The 21,621-nt window shown below is 69.0% G+C and carries 18 protein-coding genes and 2 pseudogenes; 9 read left to right on the top strand and 11 right to left on the bottom strand.

Features of this window, described 5'->3' with window-relative positions; translation table 11 throughout:
* Positions 1–18 precede the first annotated feature (18 nt).
* Together GBA65_RS17930 and GBA65_RS17925 are read right to left on the bottom strand one after the other, a co-directional pair.
* Positions 19–524 (bottom strand): annotated as a pseudogene (locus tag GBA65_RS17930) (MaoC family dehydratase).
* An 88-nt stretch (positions 525–612) separates the two neighbouring features.
* Entirely contained in the window at positions 613–1,605 is a 993-nt protein-coding gene (locus tag GBA65_RS17925; protein WP_166397723.1) for an asparaginase, read from the bottom strand.
* Between the two features lie 166 nt (positions 1,606–1,771).
* On the opposite strand from GBA65_RS17925, the gene GBA65_RS17920 reads away from it, so the two are divergent.
* The 3 genes from GBA65_RS17920 to GBA65_RS17910 all read left to right on the top strand — a co-directional run bounded on the left by GBA65_RS17920 (position 1,772) and on the right by GBA65_RS17910 (position 4,225).
* A complete protein-coding gene (locus GBA65_RS17920; protein WP_166397722.1) occupies positions 1,772–2,713 on the top strand; it encodes a polysaccharide deacetylase family protein in 942 nt (313 codons plus the stop codon).
* A 149-nt stretch (positions 2,714–2,862) separates the two neighbouring features.
* Entirely contained in the window at positions 2,863–3,219 is a 357-nt protein-coding gene (locus GBA65_RS17915) for a hypothetical protein (RefSeq protein ID WP_166397721.1), read from the top strand.
* Positions 3,220–3,235: 16 nt separating this feature from the next.
* On the top strand, positions 3,236–4,225 hold the full coding sequence (locus tag GBA65_RS17910; protein ID WP_266096510.1) for a CobW family GTP-binding protein: 990 nt from the start codon (positions 3,236–3,238) through the stop codon (positions 4,223–4,225).
* Positions 4,226–4,275: 50 nt separating this feature from the next.
* Here the strand turns inward: GBA65_RS17910 and GBA65_RS17905 are convergent, their stop codons facing one another.
* Together GBA65_RS17905 and GBA65_RS17900 are read right to left on the bottom strand one after the other, a co-directional pair.
* Entirely contained in the window at positions 4,276–4,929 is a 654-nt protein-coding gene (locus GBA65_RS17905) for a thioesterase II family protein (protein WP_166397720.1), read from the bottom strand.
* A 90-nt stretch (positions 4,930–5,019) separates the two neighbouring features.
* Positions 5,020–5,175: a hypothetical protein gene (locus GBA65_RS17900; RefSeq protein ID WP_166397719.1), complete on the bottom strand. Its 156-nt coding sequence runs from the start codon at positions 5,173–5,175 to the stop codon at positions 5,020–5,022.
* Between the two features lie 331 nt (positions 5,176–5,506).
* Between GBA65_RS17900 and GBA65_RS17895 the strand changes: the two genes are divergently transcribed.
* From GBA65_RS17895 to GBA65_RS17880, 4 genes are all read left to right on the top strand, one after another.
* Positions 5,507–7,531: a hydantoinase/oxoprolinase family protein gene (locus GBA65_RS17895; RefSeq protein WP_207955892.1), complete on the top strand. Its 2,025-nt coding sequence runs from the start codon at positions 5,507–5,509 to the stop codon at positions 7,529–7,531.
* Complete coding sequence (locus GBA65_RS17890) at positions 7,528–9,501, top strand: hydantoinase B/oxoprolinase family protein (RefSeq protein ID WP_166397717.1); 1,974 nt, start codon at positions 7,528–7,530, stop codon at positions 9,499–9,501. Before GBA65_RS17895 ends, GBA65_RS17890 begins: the two co-directional genes overlap by 4 nt.
* Positions 9,502–9,645: 144 nt before the next feature.
* Complete coding sequence (locus tag GBA65_RS17885; RefSeq protein WP_166397716.1) at positions 9,646–10,104, top strand: GNAT family N-acetyltransferase; 459 nt, start codon at positions 9,646–9,648, stop codon at positions 10,102–10,104.
* A 410-nt stretch (positions 10,105–10,514) separates the two neighbouring features.
* Positions 10,515–11,171, top strand: a complete 657-nt coding sequence (locus GBA65_RS17880; RefSeq protein WP_407691022.1) for a GntR family transcriptional regulator — start codon at positions 10,515–10,517, stop codon at positions 11,169–11,171.
* Between the two features lie 202 nt (positions 11,172–11,373).
* On the opposite strand, the gene GBA65_RS23545 is transcribed toward GBA65_RS17880, so the two are convergent.
* The 7 genes and pseudogenes from GBA65_RS23545 to GBA65_RS17850 form a co-directional block, all read right to left on the bottom strand.
* Complete coding sequence (locus GBA65_RS23545) at positions 11,374–11,586, bottom strand: hypothetical protein (RefSeq protein WP_207955891.1); 213 nt, start codon at positions 11,584–11,586, stop codon at positions 11,374–11,376.
* Positions 11,583–12,533 (bottom strand): annotated as a pseudogene (locus GBA65_RS24605) (CaiB/BaiF CoA transferase family protein). Before GBA65_RS24605 ends, GBA65_RS23545 begins: the two are co-directional and overlap by 4 nt.
* The gene (locus GBA65_RS17870) at positions 12,534–13,688 is read right to left on the bottom strand and encodes an acyl-CoA dehydrogenase family protein (protein WP_407691112.1); all 1,155 of its coding nucleotides are present in this window, start codon (positions 13,686–13,688) and stop codon (positions 12,534–12,536) included.
* Between the two features lie 52 nt (positions 13,689–13,740).
* Positions 13,741–15,120: an MmgE/PrpD family protein gene (locus GBA65_RS17865; protein WP_166397713.1), complete on the bottom strand. Its 1,380-nt coding sequence runs from the start codon at positions 15,118–15,120 to the stop codon at positions 13,741–13,743.
* Between the two features lie 383 nt (positions 15,121–15,503).
* A complete protein-coding gene (locus GBA65_RS17860; protein WP_323127061.1) occupies positions 15,504–16,172 on the bottom strand; it encodes a class I SAM-dependent methyltransferase in 669 nt (222 codons plus the stop codon).
* 185 nt (positions 16,173–16,357) lie between these two features.
* Complete coding sequence (locus tag GBA65_RS17855; protein ID WP_166397712.1) at positions 16,358–17,128, bottom strand: HpcH/HpaI aldolase family protein; 771 nt, start codon at positions 17,126–17,128, stop codon at positions 16,358–16,360.
* A gap of 338 nt (positions 17,129–17,466) precedes the next feature.
* Positions 17,467–18,216: a GntR family transcriptional regulator gene (locus tag GBA65_RS17850; protein WP_166397711.1), complete on the bottom strand. Its 750-nt coding sequence runs from the start codon at positions 18,214–18,216 to the stop codon at positions 17,467–17,469.
* A gap of 555 nt (positions 18,217–18,771) precedes the next feature.
* Between GBA65_RS17850 and GBA65_RS17845 the strand changes: the two genes are divergently transcribed.
* Both GBA65_RS17845 and GBA65_RS17840 read left to right on the top strand, forming a co-directional pair.
* Complete coding sequence (locus GBA65_RS17845; RefSeq protein ID WP_166397710.1) at positions 18,772–19,686, top strand: MIP/aquaporin family protein; 915 nt, start codon at positions 18,772–18,774, stop codon at positions 19,684–19,686.
* A 143-nt stretch (positions 19,687–19,829) separates the two neighbouring features.
* A complete protein-coding gene (locus GBA65_RS17840; RefSeq protein ID WP_166397709.1) occupies positions 19,830–21,422 on the top strand; it encodes a GMC family oxidoreductase in 1,593 nt (530 codons plus the stop codon).
* The last annotated feature ends 199 nt before the right edge of the window (positions 21,423–21,621 follow it).

The following is a 21,621-nucleotide window of genomic DNA, read 5'->3' as shown; positions in this document are numbered from 1 at the left end:
CGGCGGGGCTCTCGCTTCTCAGGCGTTCTGGGCGGGGCGCGGGCGGTTCATGCCGGGGGAGTGGTCCTTCTTGTAGACGAGGAGGGTGCGCTTGAAGGTTATGACGACCGTGCCGTCCTGGTTGTAGCCGGTCGTCTTGACGGTGACGACGCCGACGTTCGGGCGGCTCTTCGACTCGCGCTTTTCGAGGACCTCCGACTGGGAGTAGATCGTGTCGCCCTCGAAGACGGGGGCGGGGAGGCGGACCTCGTCCCACCCGAGGTTCGCGAAGACGTTCTGGGAGACGTCGGTGACGGACTGGCCGGTGACGAGCGCCACCGTGAAGGTCGAGTCGACGAGGGGCTTGCCGAACTCGGTCTGCGCGGAGAGGTGGTGGTCGAAGTGGATGGGGCGGTGTTCTGGGTCAGGAGGGTGAACCAGATGTTGTCGGTGGTGGTGACGGTGCGCCCGAGGGGGTGCTCGTAGACGTCGCCGACCTCGAAGTCCTCGAAGAACCTGCCCTTCCAGCCTTCCCTTACCGCCATGCGTGCCTCCTCTGTCCCCCCGGAGCGGTGCGTCGCGCTCCGCGTCTGGTCTGCGTAACTCTAATGAATCGTCCCGCTCTGTCCTGTATCACCGGAGCCAGCGGTCGAATGCCCCGGAGATCTCGTCCCCACTCGCCCCGGACCTGAGGAGGAGCGAGAGGAGGAGGCGGGCCTTGCGGCCGTCGAGCGGGCCCGCGGGGATCAGTCCGCACGAGATGAGGTCCATCTCGGAGCCGGGGAAGTCGTAGGTCCGCCTCAGAACCTCGCCGCTGCCGGTGCGCGAGGCGAGGACCACCGGCATGCGCGCCGCGAGGTCGGCCAGGGGCTCGACCGTGGACGAGGGCATGTGCCCCCCGCCGGTCGCCTCGACCACGAGCCCTGCGTAGCCGAGCTCCCCGACCGCCGAAAACAGCCTTCCGTCGTCGCCCAGGGCGCCGGCGAGAAGCGCCACGGGGCGGTCCTCGGAGCCCGTCGGGACCCTTACGTGGTGGCGGCCGACCGGGCGCAGCGCGACCCGCGGCGTCCCCTCCGAGACCCAGCCCAACGGGCCGACGGGCGGCGACTTGAAGGTCGCGGTGCTCTGGGTGTGGGTCTTGCGTGCGTAGCGGGCGGCGTGGATCTCGTCGTCGAAGACGACCAGGACGCCGAGGCCCCGGGCCGCCTCGCTCGCCGCGACCCGCACGGAGGCCAGCAGGTTTGCCGGTCCGTCGGCTCCGGGGAGGGTGGGGTTGCGCATCGCGCCGGTCATCACCACGGGGGCGTCGACGTCGAGGAGGAGGTCGAGGACGAAGGAGGACTCCTCGATCGTGTCCGTCCCCTGGGTGACGACGACGCCGGCGGCGCCCCCTTCGACGCGGCGCGAGATCTCCGCCGCCAGCTCCACGAGGTCGTCCACCGTGATCTCCGGCGAGGGGAGCTGGCGGAAGGCCTCGGCCGAGACCTCGGCGGCCTCCGCGATCTCGGGGACCGACTCGACGAGCGCCTCGCCGGTCAGCGTCGGGGTCACGCCCGAACCGCTCCCCGACCTCGTCGAGGAGATCGTGCCGCCCAGGGAGAGCACCGCAATCTGGGGAAGGGTCACCTAACGTCCTCCTTGCTCCTTTGACGCCCGGATTCCCATGTTAGCCGAGCGCCGCGTGGCCGTTCAAAACCCTCCGTTGTGCGCAGTAGCCCGCGGGTTTTGCGCAATTGTACGCACATCTTGTAAGATGCTGCGCGTCGGATAAAGGGGAAATGAAAGGAGAGAGATGGCTCAGAAAGAGATCTTCTGCTCCATCGGCATCGACATCGACGCGGTCGCGGGGTGGCTCGGTTCCTACGGGGGCGAGGACTCCCCCGACGACATCTCGCGGGGCTTGTTCTCCGGTGAGATCGGCACGCCGAGGCTCCTGAAGCTCTTCGAGAAGTACGACCTGCAGACGACCTGGTTCATCCCCGGCCACTCCATCGAGACCTTCCCCGAGCAGGTCAAGATGGTCGTGGACGCGGGGCACGAGATCGGCTCTCACGGCTACTCGCACGAGAACCCGGTCGCCATGACCCCGCAGCAAGAAGAAGACGTCCTCAAGAAGTGCCTCGACCTGATCGAGAACGTCGCCGGCAAGAAGCCCGTCGGGAACGTGGCCCCGTGGTGGGAGGTCTCGAACGCCTCCAACGAGCTCCTGATGAAGTACGGCTACAAGTACGACCACTCGTTGCAGCACCGCGACTTCACGCCGTACTACGCGCGGGTGGGCGACACGTGGACCAAGATCGACTACTCCAAGAAGGCAGAGGAGTGGATGAAGCCGCTCGTGCGCGGCGAGGAGATCGACCTCGTCAAGATCGGCGGCAACTGGTACCTCGACGACCTGCCGCCGATGATGTTCATCAAGGGCTCGCCGAACTCCCACGGCTTCGTCAACCCGCGCGACATCGAGGAGCTGTGGAGGGACCAGTTCGACTGGGTGTATCGGGAGATGGACTACGCGACGTACTGTTTGACGATCCACCCGGACGTCGCCGGTAGGCCGCAGGTCCTCCTGATGCTCGAACGGCTCATCGACTACATCAACGGCCACGACGGCGTGAAGTGGGCGACGATGGAGAACATCGCCGACGACTTCCTCCAGCGCTACCCGAGGTCCAAGCCCAACCACGACCCGGGCCTGAACATGTACGGGATCGACACCCCGGCCGCCTCTTCGTAACGGCCGGGACCCCAGGGGGGCGGCGCGAGAATACGCACCGCCCCCTGTGGACGGAACGACGGCCCGGCTCGGGGTTGTCGTCCGTGCGGCGCGGGCGTAGGCTGCGGTCGTGGTCCATGGCTGGATTTTCTTCGGGAGGTAAGAGCGAGATGTGCGTGCTTTGCGGGCAGGACTTCGTGGCGCAGGCCCATTGGACGGACCGTTACGTCGAGGACCGGGCGCGCGCGGCCGGCCCGGGCGCCGACCCGACCGAGTACCAGCGCGACCGGCGCCGGGACCGGGCGCACCGGGCGGCGGTGACGAACCAGGTGCTCGCCTGCTACGGCATGCGGGTGAAGGATTGGGCCGGCAGCAAGTACCTGCTGAGCGACGGCAAGGGGAACTCGGAGATCGTGCAGGATCTCGGGGCGTTGTGGGCCGCGGCGGAGAAGATCCTCGGCCGCCCGCTCGACCCGCTCGACCCCGCCCTGAAGGAACGGATGCTCGACGGTGCCCTCGCCCGGTAGCCCGACGAAGCGCCCCGTGACGGTCGTCACGGGTTTCCTCGGGAGCGGGAAGACCACGCTGCTCTCGCGGGTCCTCTCCGACCCGTCGATGAGCGACACCGCCGTCCTCGTCAACGAGTTCGGCAAGGTCGGCCTCGACCATCACCTCCTCAGGCGCGCCGACGAGAAGACCGTCCTCCTGGGGCACGGCTGCGTCTGCTGCACCACGCGCGACGACCTCGTCGAGGCCATGCTCGGGCTGCTCGACGAGGAGGGGCGCGGCGAGATCCCGCCGCTCAAGGGCGTCGTCGTGGAGACCACGGGGCTCGCGGACCCCGCCCCCATCCTCTACACCGTCTTCTCACACCCCGTCTTGCAGCACCACTACCGGGTGGACCGCGTGATCTGCACGGTCGACGCCGTGAACGGCGCCTTGCACCTCGACCGCAACGCGGAGTCCACGAAGCAGATAGCCGCCGCCGACGTCGCCGTCCTGACGAAGACGGACGTGTCGGACGCCGGCACCGTCGACGCGTTGCGCGCCAGGATACGCGGCATCAACCCCTCGGCCCGGGTCCTCGAGGCGCCCTTCGGCGACGTGCGGCCGGAGGAGCTCTTCGGGGACGGCTCGACGGACCCGTCCGGGCCGCGTGCCCCGGCCGTGGACCTCGGAGACGGCGGGCACGTCTCCGAGACCCACTCCACCTCCCTGACCTTCGACGGGCCCGTCGACTGGACGGCCTTCGGGACCTGGTTCAGCATGCTGCTGCACGCCCGCGGCGAGGACGTGCTGCGGGTCAAGGGGCTCCTCGACGTCGGAGGGCCCGGGCCCGTGCTGCTCAACGGCGTCCAGCACGTCATCCACCCGCCGGATCACCTCGAAGAGTGGCCCGACGGCGACCACGAGTCGCGCATAGTTTTTATAACGAGGGGCATCCGCGCCGAGGAGATCGTGGATTCGCTGGAGACGTTCTCCGGCCTGATCGGGGCCAGGCCCCAACCGCTGGAGTCGGACGTCCGGGTCTGAGTCCTCCCGCGACGGCCGCTTCGAGCCCGCCATCCCAGGGAGGCTCCTGCTCAAGGAAGCTCGCGCAGCACGCCTGAGACCGAGGCCAGAAACGGCCCTTCGGCCTCCCGCACGAAGTAGTGGCCCCCGGGGAAGCGATGGACCACGAAGGGGCCGGACGTCTCCCGGCGCCATCCTTCCTGGCCGCGCTCGCTCACCAGCGCGTCTTCCGTCCCGGTGTACAGGTGGATGGGGCAACTCAAGGGGAGCTCGGGCGCGTAGGCGTAGGTGTCGACCACCGCGTAGTCCGCGCGCAGCACCGGCAGGAACGCGCGCATGAACCTGTCGTTCGCCAGCGCCTCCGCGGGCATCCCCCCGGAGCGGTAGAGGGCGGCGCTCAACTCCTCGTCGGTGGAGCCGCGGGCGGTGGGGCGCTCCAGCGGCACCGAGGGCGCGTTCTGTGCCGCGACCAGCAGCGCCACGGGCTCCCGGCCGTACAGGCGCCTGAGCACCCGGGCGAGCTCGAAGCCGACGAGGCCCCCCATGCTGTAGCCGAAGATGGCGAGCGGCAGGTCGAGCAGCGCCTCGGTCTCCTCCACCATCGCCTCCACGAGCGAAGACATGCTCGAGACGCAACCCTCGCCCCGCCGCGTACCGCGACCGGGTAGCTCGACGGGGCATACCTCCACCCCTTCGGGCATCTCCGCGCCCCAGGAGCGAAACATGCGCGCGTTGCCCCCGGCGTAAGGGAGGCAGAGAAGCCTCAGCCGGGCGTTCGGCTGCCGCGTCCCGTAGGGAAACCATCTCGTCCTCATCTACCGCGGCCCGTCCGGATCCCCCACCCGGCCCTCCTCGCCGCTACCACCGCCCTCGCGTCCGCCCCCACGGGCCAGAAGCACCCGCCCTTGACGCCCCGAGGAGGACCAGCGCGGCACCGACGGTACCGTGGCGCTCGTTCTCCCGCCGGCCATCTACCTCCTTACGGCATCTCCAACGTCGTCTACTGCCGCGGAAGAGGGGGCGGCGATCGAAACCCCATAACAGGCCGCCGAACGTACCCCACCGGAGCCGACCGACGTTCGGGCGAGAGCCACCCCCCGCCGGAGCAGAGCGACGGGTTCGACCGCGTGCCTTGACCCGGAATTCCGTGCGGCGTAGTGTACCCAAATGTACGCACTTTTGTACCGCCGCGCGTCCGGAGGAGAGGTCGGTGCGGGGGCTCGGGTGCGGCGCAGAGGACCGAACGAGGGCCGGGGTAGCCTGCCTTCGTCGCGTCGGGGACTCGGGAAAGGGGCCGAACAGGTGCTGCATTTGGCGGTAGATATCGGGGGGACCTTCACAGATGTGTGCGTGTTCGACGACGGGAGCGGGACGACGCGCGTCGGGAAGGTATCTTCGACGGAGGATCCCATAGACGCCGTCTTCGACGGCATACGGGCGGTCGGGGTCGAGATGGGGGAGATAGGGTTGTTCTCCCACGGCACGACGGTGGCGACCAACGCTCTGATCACGCGGAGCTTCCCGAGGGCGGCGATGATCACCACGAAGGGGTTTCGGGACGTGATCGAGATCCGTCGCGGCACCAAGCAGGATCTCTGGGACGCCTACAAGGACGTCGCCCCGCCGTACATCAGGCGTCGCGACCGCTTCGAGGTCTCCGAGCGCGTCGACTACTCCGGGCGGGAGTTGGAGCCCGTGGACGAGGAAGAACTCCGGCGGGTGGCGCACCTGATCCGCCGCCGTGGAATAGAGACCGTCGCCGTCTGCCTCGTAAACTCCCACGCGAACCCCGGGCACGAGGAGCGGGTCAAGGAGATCCTCGGCGAGGAGCTCCCCGGGGTCTCGGTCTCGACCTCCAGCGAGGTGTTGCCGGAGATCTTCGAACACGAGCGGTTCTCGACCACGGTGGCTAACGCCGTGCTCTCCCCGCTCGTCGGCGGCTACGCCAGGCGGCTCGCCGAGCGGATGAAGGAGGGCGGGTACAGGGGTGACGTCCTGCTCCTCCACTCCGGCGGCGGGGTGATGACGACCGAGGCGGTCGAGCGCCTGGGAGGGCGGCTCGCCTCCTCGGGTCTCGCCGCCGGGGCCATCGCGTGCGGCCACATCGCCAGGCTCGCGGGATACGAGAACGCCGTGGGCTTCGACATGGGCGGGACGAGCGCCGACATCTCCGTTATGGTCGACGGCGAGACGCGCGTCACGAACGACTGGTACGTCGAGTACGGATACCCGATACGGTTCCCGAGCGTCGAGGTCCTTACCATCGGGGCCGGGGGCGGGTCCATCGCCTGGATCGACGCCGCGGGCTCCCTGAGGAACGGCCCGCAGTCGGCCGGCTCCAACCCCGGCCCCGCCTGCTACGGCCTCGGGGGCGAAGAGCCGACGAACACGGACGCGAACCTCGTCCTCGGCAGGCTCGGGGCGGAGCTTATCGGGGGCGCGATGACGCTGGACCGCGAGAAGGCGGAGGGCGCCATAGGGAAGGTCGGGGGGCCGCTGGGGCTCGATACCGTAGAGGCAGCCCGGGCGGTCGTTCAGGTTGCGAACGCCAACTCGGCCGACGCGATACGGCTAGCGCTCATCCGGCGCGGGCACGACCCGAGGGACTTTGCGCTCGTCGCGTTCGGCGGCGCGGGGCCGCTGCACGGGGCGGAGCTCGCCCGCGAGCTCTCCATCCCGACCGTGCTCGTCCCGCTGAACCCGGGGATCACCTCCGCCCTCGGGTGCCTGCTCGTGGACGTCCGGCACGACTTCTCGGAGATGCGCCTGGTCCCCGCGGACGAGACGGAGCCCCCGGAGATCGAGGCCCGTTTCCAGGCGCTGGAAGGGGAGGCCCGCGAGCGCCTGCGAGCCGAGGGGATCGGGGAGGAAGACGTTCGGCTGGTGCGCTCCGTGGACATGCGCTACCTCGGGCAGTGGCGCTCGCTGGAGATACCTGTGGAGGGAGAGGTCGCGTCCCTCGACGCCCTCACGGCTCGCTTCCACGAGGAGCACGAGCGGCAGCACACCTACAAGCGCGAGGGGCAGCCCGTCGAGATCTACGGGCTCCGAGTCGCGGCCATCGGGACGATCCCCAAGCCCGAGCTCCCGTACGAGGAACCCCAGGAACACGAGCCCGAGCCCGAGAACTACCGCGAGGTGGTGTTCGGCGACGGAGAAGCCCTCCGCACGGCGGTCTATCGCCGGGACGGTCTCAGGCCGGGGGCGAGGATCGACGGCCCGGCGATCGTCGAGCAGCTCGACTCCACGGTCGTCGTGCCGCCGGGGGACGGGGCGGAGGTCGACGGCTACTCGAACATACTGGTCCACGTGGGAGGCGCGAAGTGACAGAGAAGCAGACGCTGGATCCCGTGACCTTCGAGGTCTTGAAGAACGCCCTGACGACCGTCGTGGACGAGATGGCCGAGCAGATCCTGAGGACTTGCCACTCGTTCGTGATCTGGGCGCGCGACTTCTCGAACGCGATCTGCGACGCCGAGGGGAACACGGTGATGCAGGGCACGCAGGACATCGCCGTGCACGTCGGGACGCTGCACTTCACGGCGAAGGCCGTGATCGAGGCTTTCGAAGGCGACATCCACCCCGGCGACGTGTTCGCCATCAACGACCCGTACGTCGGCGGCACCCACTTCAACGACGTGCGCATCATCCGCCCGGTCTTCGTCGGGGACGAGCTTATAGCCTTCGCCCAGTCCGCCGGCCACTGGGCCGACGTCGGCGGCACCGTCCCCGGCTCGTTCGACATCAGCGCCAAGGCCCACTTCGGCGAGGGCCTGCGCATCCCGGCGATCCGCATCTGGGACAGGGGGCACTACCGCCAGGACGTCGTCAACCTTCTGACGTCGAACACCCGGGCGCCGGGCGACGTCGAGGGCGACCTGCTCGCCCAGGCCGAGGCCACGAAGGTCGCCGAGCGCGAGATCCTGCGGCTCGTGGAGAAGTACGGTAAGGGCACCCTGCTGACGGCCTTCGCCGAGGTCCAGGACTACGTCGAGCGCCTGACGCGGCGGCGGGTCTCGGAGCTCCCCGACGGGACCTGGGAGACAGAGGACTACATCGACGGGGACCCGAGCGCCGAGGAGGGCCTGATCCCCATCAAGGTCAAGATGACCATCCGGGAAGATCAGATCCTCTACGACCTCTCCGGCAGCCACCCGGTGATCGGGACGTTCCTCAACGCGGGCATGGGCACGGGCTTCTCCGGCATCGTCGCGGGGACGAAGACCTTCTTCCCGGAGGTGCCCCTGAACTCCGGCTTCTACCGCGTGATCGACGCCAACCTCCCGGAGAACACCGTCGTCAACGCCCCGTGGCCGACGGCGGTTACCGGCTTCTGCAGCGGGGCCTACGAGAAGATCATGAACGCCCTCTTCGAGCTGTGGTCGCGGGTGATGCCCGAGCGTGCCCTGGCCTGCTGCTTCAACCTGGAGTACCTCCTGATCGGCGGCCGGGACCGGCGCACGGAGGACGCTCCGTTCTTCATGTGGTACGACTGGATGGTCGGCGGCTGGGGCGGGCGCAACGGCAAGGACGGCTCGAACGCGACCTCGCCGGTCTTCGGCGTCGGACTGGCCGTGCAGCCCTTCGAGGGCCAGGAGCGCCTCTCACCGGTCGTCACCTCGGCCCACCACATCGTCGCCGACTCGGGCGGGCCGGGCCGGTTCCGCGGCGGCTGCGGCGTCGAGAAGGGCGGGACGCTCACCCAGCTCGACGACACGGTCATGTCCTACTGCTGCGACCGGGCGCGCTCCATCACCTGGGGCATAGAGGGCGGCCTGCCCTCGATCCCGCACGGCGTCTGGCTCAACAAGGAGAGGCCCCAGGGGCAGTTTCTCGGCGCCGTCTTCTCCAACGTCGAGGTGGGGGAGGGCGACGAGTTCACGCGTCCCTCCGCGGGAGGGGGAGGCTACGGAGATCCTCTGCTACGCGACCCGGAGGCCGTCCGTGAGGACGTCGCGGACGGGTACGTGACGGTCGAGGGCGCGAGGCGCGATTACGGCGTCGTGGTGAGGGAGGTCGACGCCGAACTCGCGGAGTGGGAGGTGGACGAAGGGGCCACTCGTAAGGAGCGGGCCGAGATACGGGAGAAGCGGCTGAGCTGGCTGGAGGAGGACCCCGAAGCCCTGGCCGCGCGCTACCGAGGCGGAGAGGTGGGGACGAGCGAGCTTATCCGGCGCCACGGCGTGATCCTGGACTGGGGCACCGGCGAGCTGCTGCCGAAGACCACCGAAGGCTTCCGCGCGATGCTCCAGCGGCGCACGGTACCGCACTGGCAGAACGGTTCCCCCAGGGGCTAGGGCCGTATCAACGGCCGCCGTCCCGCGCGTCACCGTGCTGACGCGCGGGACGGCGCCGCCGGTTACGGGACCCGGTCCCTTCCACAAGCGCGTGTTCCCCGATAACGCCACGAGATCGGGCGAGCGCGAAGCAAGGAGACGCGAATGGCACGCAAAGACCCCGGCGCGGTCATTACCCGGGCCACCGTCGAGCACGTGGAGCTCCTCACGCCGATGTTCGACGGGTACCGCCGGTTCTACGGGCAGCCCTCCGACCCGGAGGGAGCGCGCCGCTTCCTGCTCGAACGGTTGGAGAGGGACGAGTCCGTGGTCTTTCTCGCGATGGAGGGCGAGGCGCCCGTCGGCTTCACGCAGCTCTACCCGTCGTTCTCTTCGGTCTCCGCGAAGCGGGTCTGGATCCTCAACGACCTGTTCGTCGTGCCGGAGGCCAGGCAGCGGGGCATCGCCTCCGCCCTGCTGGATCGCGCCGAGCGGTTGGCGGTCGAGACGAGGGCAAAGGGACTGGAGCTGAAGACGGCGAGGGACAACCCCGCGCAACACCTCTACGAGCGGAAAGGTTGGCGGCGGGACGAAGCCTTCCATCACTACTCCCTCGGTGTCTGACCGTTCCATGAGCCCCGTCCGGCGTCCTCGCCGTAGTTCCCGAGCCGGCGAGCACCCGGCCGATCGATGCGGCTCGTTGTCGCGCTGCGCCGGGATCGGGACGGAGTTCGGTGCCGGGACGCCGGGGCCGCTTAGAAGCCCGTCCGTTTTATACGGCAGGACCGGTAGGGTAAGAATAAGTTAGAATTCGAGCAGGGAAAAGGTTTCGGTTCACTCGGCAGAGAGGTGGCGCCAGTGAGACTGGCGAGATGCATAGCCGTTCGACCCTTGCGTAGTCGTGGTTGCGATCCGTCCGTAAGGGTGCTCCTGGTGGAAAAGTGAGGCGTTCGGAGCACAGACGCCAGACCGGGCCTGCCCATCAGCGGCTCTCCGAGGATCTTCGCTCGGCGCTCGAAGAGGGGCGTTTCAAGATGGGCGAGCAGATGCCGACCGAGGTCGAGCTCGCGGAGACGTACGGCGTGAGCCGCCAGACGGTCCGGCGGGCGTTCCAGGACCTCGTGGGCGAGGGCCTCGTGTACAGGGTGGCGGGAAGGGGCACCTTCCCCACCAACTTCTCGCAGCAGCGCCACTACGTGCGCTCGATCGGCGCCATCGAGGACCTGCAAGCCTTCGCCGGCACCGAGATGGAGCTGCTGCAGCGGATCGAGCTGATCCCCGAGGAGGAGGCCGCGCTCCGCCTCGAGCTACCGACCAAGGTGGTGGCCGCGCTGGCGCTGCGGCGTTTCTACGAGGGCGCCCCCTTCGGCCTCACCCACGTCTACCTCCCGCCCGAGCTGGGCCAGCGTCTCGCGGAATCCGAGGCCCTACCCGCCAAGGGCGTCGGAACGGTTATAGGCACCCTCGAGAAGCTCATGCCGGGCACCGTCGCGGGGGCCAACCAGGTCATCACCGCCGTCCCGACCCCCGCGGAGGTCGCGCCGCTCATCGACGGGGAGGCCGGCGAGCCCTGCTTGCGTACGGACCGCACCTACTTCGACACGGAGGGCACCCCGGTCGAACTCGCCATCAGCTTCTACAACTCCGAACGCTACTCCTACCGGCTACAGATGCGCCGGCGGACCACGTGAGCCGCTGGCACTAGCGGTCGGACGCCGCCGGACCGAAGATCCTCCGCCAGCCCCGCACGACGCGCTACGCGTGGGGACGAGCGGGGATCGTAGCGGTTAGGCGCGGGCGGGACCCTCCGAGCCGACCGATCGAAGCCTCCCGAGGACGGGTCCTCTCCGATCGGTGGCAACCACCGAAATTCTTACAAATCCTCGCTCCGAGCTACGACAGGGCCGAGATCTCCGCGTCCCCGTAGCCGAGCTCGGCGAGGATCGAGCCGTTGTGCTCCCCGACCCCGGGGATCGGCCCCATCACCGGCTCCGTCCCCGCGAGCGTCGCCGGCGGCAGGAGCGCCCGCAGGGGGCCCGCCGGAGAGCCGAACTCCCGCCAGCGCCCGCGCGCTTCGAGCTGCGGGTGATCGAGGAAGCCCTTCACGTCGCGCATCCTCGCGTTGGCGATCCCCGCCCCTCCAGCCTCCCCACGGCCTCCTCGGCGGAGAGCCCGGAGAAAACGCCCTCTATCTCGGCGCGAAGCGCGTCGCGGTTCTCGACGCGCTTGGAGTTGGTCTCGAAGCGTTCGTCCCCTGCCATCCCCTCCCTCCCCAGCACCCCGCCGCAGAACCGCTCCCACTCCCGCTCGTTCTGCACCCCGAGGAAGACGACCCCGCCGTCGGCGCAGGCGAACGGCCCGTAGGGCGCTATCGCCGCGTGGCTCGCCCCGCTCCTCCTCGGCTCCTCGCCGCCGTAGCCGGAGAAGTAGGCCGGGAAGCCCATCCACTCGCCCAAGGCCTCCAGCATCGACACCTCGATCGTCGCCCCCTCCCCCGTCCTCCCGCGCCGGAACAGGGCCGAGAGCACCCCCGAGTAGGCGTACATCCCGGCCGCTATGTCCGCCACGGAGATGCCGACCTTGGAGGGGGCCTCCTCCGTGCCGGTGATCGAGACGAGCCCGGCCTCGCACTGCACCAGAAGGTCGTAGGCCTTCTTCTCCGTGTAGGGGCCGCCCCGCCGTAGCCGGAGACCGAGCAGTGCACCAGGCCGGGGTCCTCCCCCTCAGCGCCTCCGCCCCGAAGCCGAGCCGTTCGGCCGCGCCCGGGCGAGGTTCTGCACGAAGACGTCCGCCCCGGCCACGAGCCTGCGCAGCGCCCCCTTGGCGGCGTCCTGCTTGAGGTCGAGGGCGAGGGACTCCTTGGAGCGGTTGAGCCAGACGAAGTGGCTGGACATGCCGTTGACGGTCCCGTCGTAGGAGCGGGCGAAGTCGCCGGCGCCTGGGCGCTCGACCTTGACGACGCGGGCGCCGAGGTCGGCGAGCTGTCGGGTGGCGAAGGGGGCGGCGACGGCCTGCTCCAGCGAGACCACCGTGATCCCTTCCAGCGGCAGCATCTAGAAGGACCTGGGCATCCCGAGCACGTGCTCGCCGACGTAGGAGAGGATGAGGTTCGTGGAGATCGGGGCGACCTGGTAGAGGCGCGTCTCGCGGAACTTCCTCTCGATGTCGTACTCGGCGTCCACCCCGTAGCCTCCGAAGGTCTGCATGGCGACGTTGCCCGCCTCCCAGCTCGCGTCGGCGGCGAGGAGCTTGGCCATGTTGGCCTCGGCGCCGCAACCCTCCCCCCGGTCGAAGAGGCCCGCGGCCTTCTGCACCATCAGGTTCGCCGCCTCGAGGTTGGCGTATGCGCGGGCTATGGGGAACTGCACGCCCTGGTTCTGCCCGATGGGCCTGCCGAAGACCTCGCGCTTCTTCGCCCTTGCCACGGCCCTGTCGAGGAAGAAGCGGGCGTCGCCTACGCACTCGGCGGCGATCAGGATGCGCTCGGCGTTCATGCCGTCGAGGATGTAGCGGAGGCCGTTGCCCTCCTCCCCGATGCGGTTCTCCACCGGAACCTCCACCCCATCGAAGGAGAGCTCGTTGGTGAAGTTGTTCATCATCACCCGGCGCCTCTTGACCCCGAGGCGGTCGCCGGCCTCCCGCAGGTCCACGATAAAGACGGAGAGGCCGTGGGAGCGCTTCTCGACCTCCTCAAGTGGGGTGGTGCGGGCGAGCAGGATCATGAGGTCCGAGTACTGCACCCGCGAGATGTAGATCTTGCGTCCGTCGACGACGTACTTGTCGCCGCTGCGCCTGGCGAAGGTGGTGATCTGGGTGGTATCCGTGCCCGCGTCGGGCTCGGTGACGCCGAAGGCCTGCAGCCTCAGCTCCCCGCTCGCTATCTTCGGGAGGTACTCCCTCTTCTGCTCCTCGGAGCCGTGCCTGAGGAGGGTGCCCATGGTGTACATCTGGGCGTGGGCGGGGTTGGCGTTCGCGCCCGAGCGGTTGGCCTCCTCCAGGATGGCGCAGGCGGCCGTGAGATCCAACCCCATCCCGCCGTACTCCTCCGGGATGAGGGCCCCCAGGTAGCCGGACTCGGTCATCGCCCGCACGAACCCCTCGGGGTACTCGCGCTTCGCGTCCAGGTCCCGCCAGTACTCGTTCGGGAACCTGTCGCAGACCTCCCGCACGCCCTGGCGTAGCTCCTGCAATCCGCGGTCTTCCTTGATCAATGCCGTTCCTCTCTCGTCGTCGTCGTCGTCGTGCGGGTCGTCCCTCCGTCTACCGGGCGGGCAGCAGGTCGCGCAGGTCCCCCTCGTTCTCCAGGTTCCAGGCGCGCTGGATGATTCGTTGTACGTCTTCTGGAGACGCCCCGCCCCCGTACTCCGCCAGCCTCCTCGTCTTCTCCTCGATCTCCTCGCGGCTCAACGCGTTGCCGGGGTCGCCCTTGGGTGTCTCGACCCTGGACGTGAGGCTCTCGCCGTCGGTGGTCTCCACCTCGACGAGACCGATCCAGCGCTCCGGGTACGCCGCGTCGATCTCGGGGTCGAGGACCATCTCGACCTTGTCGTGGAAGGCCCGCAGCTCCGGGTCTCCGAGCGCCTCCTCGGTAAACTCGGTTATCCCCGCGCGCCCCCTTAGCGCCGCGAGGGCGAGAACGAAGCCCATCGAGAACTTGGACTGGTGGATGGTGCGCGGGTCCGTGACCGGGCCGAGCACGTCGATGGCCGCCCCGTGGACGCGGGCCCGGACGCAACTGATGCGGTCCGCGCCGAGGTCGTGCTCGTGCATCGCCCGCAGGAGCGCGTCGGCGGCCGGATGGGTGTGGCGGCAGGAGGCGTGGAACTTGAACGAGGTCTCCAGCACGGCCCAGCGCTCGCCGAAGCCGTCCGTGAGCCTCCGCGGCTCCGCGTCGGAGGACATGCCCGCCGCCATGCCCTGCGCCCCCTCCAGGATCCGCCTCGCCCCCGTAAAGCCGCTCCGGGCTAGGTAGGCGGCGAGCAGCCCGTCGGCCGCCGCCTTCGCGGCGTGGAGCTGCTTGGAGTCGGCGGCGTCGCGCAGAAACTCCCAGAGCCCGGCCGCCTGGGTCCCGGCGGAGCCCAAAGCGTGCAGCATCGTCTCCTCGTCGGCCCCCAGGAGGCGGGAGACCGCGGCGGCGGCGGCGACGGTGCCCGCCGTCCCGGTCGTGTGGAAGACCTTGTAGTGGCTCCGCCCGAGAAAGGCGCCCACCCTCACCCCGGCCTCGTAACCGGCCACGCAGGCCGCGACGAACTCGCGACCCGAGGCGCCGGTCTCCTGAGCGGCGGCGAGGGCGGCGGGGAAGACCACGGTCGCAGGATGAAAGACCGCCCCGTTGTGCACGTCGTCCTGCTCGACGACGTGCGAGGAGGCGCCGTTGACCAGCGCCGCGAAGAGCGGCGACGTGCGCCTGCCGGAGGGGAGAACCTCGCTGGGACCGCTCCGGGGCCCCATCGCGTCGGCGAAGGAGCCGAGCGCCACGACCGGTCTCGCCCCCCGGCCCGCGAGCGCCGACGCCGCCCAGTCGAGAAAGAAGTCCTTCGTGCGCTCCACGACCTCGTCCGGCAGGTCCTCGTAGCGAAGGCCCGCGAGGAACGAGGCGAGCGCCCGAGTGGTTTGCTCCGTCGCGACGGTCTCGCTCACGCTCTCTCCTTCTCCGGTAGTCCAGCGTAGGAACGACCGCTGGCTAGGTTATGCGTCCGCGCCGAGGAACGGCGGTACGCGACGCGTACCTCGAAGCTGGCGCGACCGCGTCCCTTCCGAATCTCCTCCGTAGCCGTCCTACCCACAACCCTCCTTAACCGTGCGGGAGCGCTACGCTCCTCCACGAGAATATGTCAATACAAATACCTCGATGCACAGTACATTTTCGTGACATTGTAAACCCGGGAGGGTTCGGCAACCACGTTGGGTCGTGGATGTTGGGTATCTTCGGGGACGGAGGGGCCTACGAAGCTTGCGCGGAGGGTGCTCGCAGGGAGCTTCGACCTTTGAGCGGCGGCCTATCCCTCGGAGGGGATCTCGGGTCAAGACCTCGCCGTAAAGACGTGGGCGCGCAGGGGTTGCTCCAGTACCCACCGTCCGTGGGCGTCCCTTCTGGCGTGGCGCCGGAAGGCGTCTACAAGCTCGTCGCGGCGCTCGTCGACGACGGGTGCGCGCGCGGGGTCCACGGCGATGATGCGGGCCAGAAACTGGTCGGCGTCCGCGAAACGCTCGCGACGCACGTACTCGGCGCGATCGACGGGTTCGACCGTCCCGCCGTCCAGCGCGTCGCCGACGGCCTTCTGCGCGGCGGCGCGGACGCGCGTCTCGTCCTCGGCCAGGCGCAGCACGGAGAAGAAAGAGCCCGTGGCGAGGGGCTCTATCACGACGATGTTCCCGCCGGGCTTTACGACGCGGGCCGCCTCCCGAAGCGCCGCGTGCATGCCGGGCTCGGGGACGTGGTGGAGGGAGTTCAGAAAGACCGCGCCGTCGAAGGAGCGGTCCGCGAACGGCAGCTCCTGCGCGCCGGCCCGGTAAAACTTCCCCTCGGGGACGGCCTCGCGCGCGAGCGCCAGCGCCTGCTCGTTCGGATCCACCCCGACCACGCGTGCCCCTTGGGCCGACAGAGAACGCGCGAGAACGCCGGCGCCGCAGCCTACGTCCAGCACCCGCTTCCCGGCGAGCGGATCGAACGCCGCCCCTATGACGGCCATGCTATCGGTCTCTCGCGACAACTCCCTCCTCGGCTGCTGCCTCCACGCATCGACGATGCCCCGGAAGCCCCGGCGCTCCGCCCCCGTCCCGGTCCGCGTAGGCGACCGGCTCGATGGGCGGTCGCCCGTTCAGGGCTCCGGCGACCTCTGTCGCGCCCTCCGGGTGCGTCTCCGCGACCCGGATATCAGGTCCGTCCGCCCCGAGCCTCCTGTACTTCCTGGCGAACGGCGGCGGTCAGCAAGAGGTAGTCGACTCCCACGTTCACCATGGAGTACCCTTGCTCGGCGTACTCCCTGGCCGATGCCCCCGAGGTTCCGTGCAGGCCCACGGCGACGTCGTTTCTCCGGCAGGCCTCCCGTATGCGACCTATGGCCTCGCCGTGCTCGGACTTCCCGTCGCCGAGGTCGAGCGGGAGCCCCATCGACAGGGCGAGGTCAGCCGGGCCTATGTAGATGCCGTCGAGGCCCGGGGTGGCGGCGATCTCCTCCACGTTCTCCAGGCCTTCCCGCGTCTCTATCTGCACGATGCACAAGACCTCGTCGGCCAGGGCTTTCGGGTCCTTCGAGCCGACGACGCTCGAGGCCCGGATCGGGCCGTAGGAACGCGCGCCCTGGGGCGGGAAGCGGCAGGCGGACACGGCCCGGGCGGCCTCGGCGGCGCTGTTCACCATGGGGACGATGACGCCCAACGCCCCGGCGTCGAGCGCCCCCATCAGCAGCCAGGGCTCGTTCTGCGCGACGCGCACGAGGGGGGCGGCGCCGGCGAACTTGATCGTCCGGAACATGGAGACCATGGAGGCGTAGTCGACGACCCCGTGCTGACCGTCCACGCAAACGTAGTCGAGGTCCAGGCCGGCGACCAGCTCGATCGCGAACGAGTCGGGGATAGCCGACCAGAACCCGAAGGCCGGACGTCCCGAAGCCCACGCCTCCTTTATCCGATTGACGCTCGCCACTGCCGGACCTCCTTCGGTAGCCGAAAAGCCTACGCCGCAAGACGAGGAGGGACACGGAAATTGTCGCCTGGGGCGCCGGCCCACGGCTTCTCGTCGCCGGAAGTTGCCGGTCTGCGTAACCGTCCACCCTACGGTGATGACGATCGTCGTAGGGGTGCGCCGCCAGCCCCTCCTGCGCGATCGTCCGCCATCGCGGCGGCGGACGTCGTGATCGGAAATGATGTACGCACCACCGTCGCCTGTCAACGCCGCCTCGTACGGGGCGCCCCGTGCGAGCGTACCGGGACGCGTGCCGGAGGAGAGCGTTCCCCGGCCGCGGGCCGACGGGGGAATCGCGGTCAGTGCGTCGTTCGGTGGCGCATCTCCATGCGGTAGGAGTTCTGCCTCGGGTTGTAATGGGAGACGGCGAACTCTACCGGTCTCTCCTCGCTGTCGTAGAAGAGGCGCTCGACGCACAGGATCGGCTCGCCGGGCTCGCAGTCCATCAGAGACGCGGTGCTTTCGGGAGCTAGCACCGCCGTAATATCCACGCTCACCCCGGCGATTGGCAGCGGGATGAAGCGCTCGGCCGCGCCGATGACGGTCCCCGGGCCTTCGGGGGGCAAGCCCTCCTCCCGCATGCGCCTCCCGACCTCGGGCGGAAGGCGTATGTGACTCACGAACAGCGGGCTACCCTTGTAGAACCGCAGCACCGTGAGCTTCGCTACCTCCGGGGTCGACAGCCCGAGGCGGGAGGCCGCCTCCGGGTCTCCGACGATCGCTACGGGGTCCAGCACCTTCATCTCCGTACCGGTCCACGACATCATCTCTTCGAGCGTGCCGATCGAGCGCAGGTACTTGCCGCGCTTGGAGAGCCGGGTGACGAAGGTGCCCCGCCCGGGTACCCGGTAAACGAGGCCGTCCGCGACCAGCTCCCGAAACGCCTGGCTCACGGTGTGCCTGCTGACGCCGTGCTCCGCGACGAGCTGCGCCTCCGTCGGCATGGGCTTGCCGTCGTCGAACCGACCTTCCTCGATCTCCGCCCGGAGCGCCCCCGCCAGCTGCCGATACACGGGCTGCTCGCGCCCCCGCTGCAGTGCCCTATTCAATCTCTCCTACCTCGACCTGACGCCACGAATCCTCACCTTTCGCGCGCTACGACACCCTGGTCCAACCGAGAATATAACGCCGATAGGCCAGATACGCCATTTGCCGCCAACGCGCCCGGCAGTCCCGGAGAAACTCCCCTGAGGCCGCCCTCGACCGGGGGCGCCGGAACACGGTCTCCCCAACGTCCCGAATTTTTTGATGGGAGCTATTGACAGAAAAATGCACGTGCATTTACTATTGCGGCCGAGGCGGAAAATGCACGTGCATTTTCCGCAAGGGAAAGGGTAGTGGAGGAGGAAATCGTGGCCGATCCTTGAGTTTTCTTTGTGCCGGGGAGCCGGAATCCGGTGCGGTTGCCGCTCGATGAATGTCGGGGGCGTGCGGCGGACAACGACCATGCTTCGTCGGTTATCGGGGAGCATCTCGACGGCAGATTCGGAAGTTCAGCCGGTAAGTGACGAGGGTGTTCTCTCGCTATGCAGTGGTCATCTGCCGGGCGCGTGTATCTCGATGCGTGGCGGCATGGACGACTAGGACCAACGGGGAGGTTCTAAGTGGAAGTCGCTCTGTGGAAACGGGCGCTGGCCGAGTTTATCGGCTTGTTTTTGTTTGCTTCGATCGGGTTGATGGTGGTCGCGACCGGGATCACGACCGGGGCGGCCACGCTCTTCGGGTTGTTCGACCTGAGCATAACCTTCGGGTTGGCGATCATGGTCATCATCATGGTCGTGGGGGCCGTCAGCGGGGCCCACATCAACCCGGCCATTACCATCGCGCTGGCGGTGTACAGGAAGTTCCCGTGGCGCGAGGTGCCGGTGTACATCGCGGCGCAGATTGCGGGCGGGGTCGTGGGGGCGACGGTCCTGTACGGGCTGTACAGCGGCCCGATCACGGCCTTCGAGCGCGCCAACAACATCGTCCGCGGCGAGCCGGGAAGCGAGATCACCGCGATGATCTTCGCCTGCTTCGCGCCGAACCCGGCGATCGCCGGTGCCCTGGAGTGGCCCCCGGGCACCGTTACCACGACCGGCGCGTTCCTCGCCGAGGCCTTCGCGACGATGGTGCTCGCCCTCGTCGTGTTCGCGGTGGTGGACGAGCGCAACTCCTTCGCGCCGAGCCTGCCCGTCTTCTCCCTCATCCTCGGGCTCGTGGTCGCGTTCATCGTCGCGGTCGAGGCCCCGCTCACCATGGCCGGCATCAACCCGGCGCGCGACCTCGGGCCGCGCATCGCGATCACGTTCCTGGGCTGGAACGGGGTCTCCTTCACCGGACCCGGCGCCATATGGTGGGTCTGGACGCTGGGGCCGATCTCCGGAGCGATCGTGGGCGGAGCCGTGTGGCAGTTCCTGCTCGGTAGCTTCCTCACCCCACGCCCCGAAGACGCCCTGGCCGCCGGGACCCAGGCCGAAGAACTCGGCTCCCCGACGCCGGGCGGCGCTCCGACGTCCGCCGGAGCGAGCAGGGACTAGCCCGAAGAGAAGGGCAAGGGACGCGGCCGGAGGCACGGGCGGAGCCCGCGCCCGGAAGGAGGGACCGGAGACGACAGAGGTTGCACAAGAGTAGCTGAGCATAGATCGATGTCGCGGAAGACGAACAAGGAGGAAAGACTACCGTGGCGCAGTACGACTACATCGTGATCGGCGCCGGCTCGGCCGGCGCCCCGGTGGCCGCGCGGCTCGCCGAGAACCCGGAGACGCAGGTGTTGTTGCTGGAGGCGGGCGGAGCGGATACGGATTATCCGGACATCGCCGACCCGGGGGCCTGGCCGTACACCCTTCAGGGCACCGAGTTCGACTACCAGTACGTGAGCACGCCGCAGGAGCACGCCGCCGGGCGCGTGGGTGTCGTGCCGCGCGGCAAGGTGCTGGGCGGCACCAGCGCCATCAACGCGCTCGTGTGGGTGCGCGGCCACAAGAGCGACTTCGACAACTGGGCGTACTGGGGCAACTATGGCTGGGACTACAAGAGCGTCCTGCCCTCGTTCCGCAGGTCCGAGAACTACGAGTACGGGGAGAACGAGTTTCACGGCGCGGGCGGCCCGATCTCCGTCCGCCGCTTCCGCGAGGACAACTGCAACCCGGTCTCCCAGGCGATGCTGGAGGCCGCCGTCGAGGTCGGGTACCCGTCCACCGAGGACTTCAACGGGGCCGACATGCAGGGCGCCGGTTACAACAGCGTGACCATCAACCCCGACAACACGCGCTCCGGCACCTTCATGTACTTGAGGAGCGTCCCCTCCAACCTCACGATAACCACGCACGCCCAGGTGCGCCGTTTGATCATCGAGAACGGGCGCTGCACGGGGGTCGAGTTCGCGCAGACGAACGGGCGCAACGGCGGGCTCCAGCGCGCCGAGGTCAACGAGGAGGTCATCGTCAGCGCGGGCGCCATCGACTCGCCCCGGCTCCTCATGCTCTCGGGCATCGGGCCGGCGGACCAGCTCAGGCAGATCGGGGTGGACGTCAAGGTCGACCTCCCGGGCGTCGGGCAGAACCTGATGGACCACCTGCTCGTGGGCGTCGTGTACGAATCGGCCAGGGAGGTTCCGCGCGCCACGTGGGCCAACCACTCGGAGACCACGCTGTTCTGGCCCGACGACGAGCGCGGGGTCGGGCTGTGCCCGGGCATGCAGATCCAGTTTATCCACATCCCCTTCGCCCCCGAGGGCTTCACGGCGCCGGAGGAGGGGAACGGGTACACGGTGACGCCGGGCCCGAACCGCGTCTTGAGCCGCGGCGAGCTCACGCTGCGCTCGGCCGACCCCGACGACATGCCGCTGATCAACTTCAACTACCTCAAGGAAGAGGCGGACCTTGCGGCGCACGTCAGGGGCATCCAGATGTCGCGCGAGATAGGCGAGGCCAACGCCCTCAAGGAGTGGAGGAAGCGAGAGGTGTTGCCCGGACCGGAGCGGAAGACCGACGCCGAGCTGCGCGACTTCGTCCGCCGCGCGGCAAGCACCATCTACCACCCGAGCGGCACCTGCAAGATGGGCATAGACCACATGGCCGTCGTGGACCCGGACCTCAGGGTGTACGGCGTGGAGGGGCTGCGCGTCGCGGACGCCTCGATCATGCCGGCGATCACCTCCGGCAACACCAACGCGCCGAGCGTCATGATCGGCGAGAGGTGCGCCGAGCTTATCCGCTCGGGCATGGGCGTCAACGAGGTGACGCGCGCCCACAGCGTGCGCGACGCCGGTTGAAGGGCTAGACGGCGCCGGAGCGGCGGGCGAGGAGACGCCGCGCGCCCCGCGCCGTAACCGCCCGGATACCGCGCCCGGAGCTTCCGAAGCTCCGGGCGCGGGTCCCGGCATGCCGGGTGGGCGTCTCGTCCCCCGCACGCGCCGCCTCGACCGAATCGAGGTCGGCGGGGGATCGTAGGAGCTATCTGACAGATCTAAG

Source organism: Rubrobacter marinus (assembly GCF_011492965.1).
Taxonomy (GTDB): Bacteria; Actinomycetota; Rubrobacteria; order Rubrobacterales; family Rubrobacteraceae; genus Rubrobacter_F; species Rubrobacter_F marinus.
Note: the sequence above shows the minus strand (reverse complement) of the source record. Positions and strands in the feature narration are given on the sequence as shown.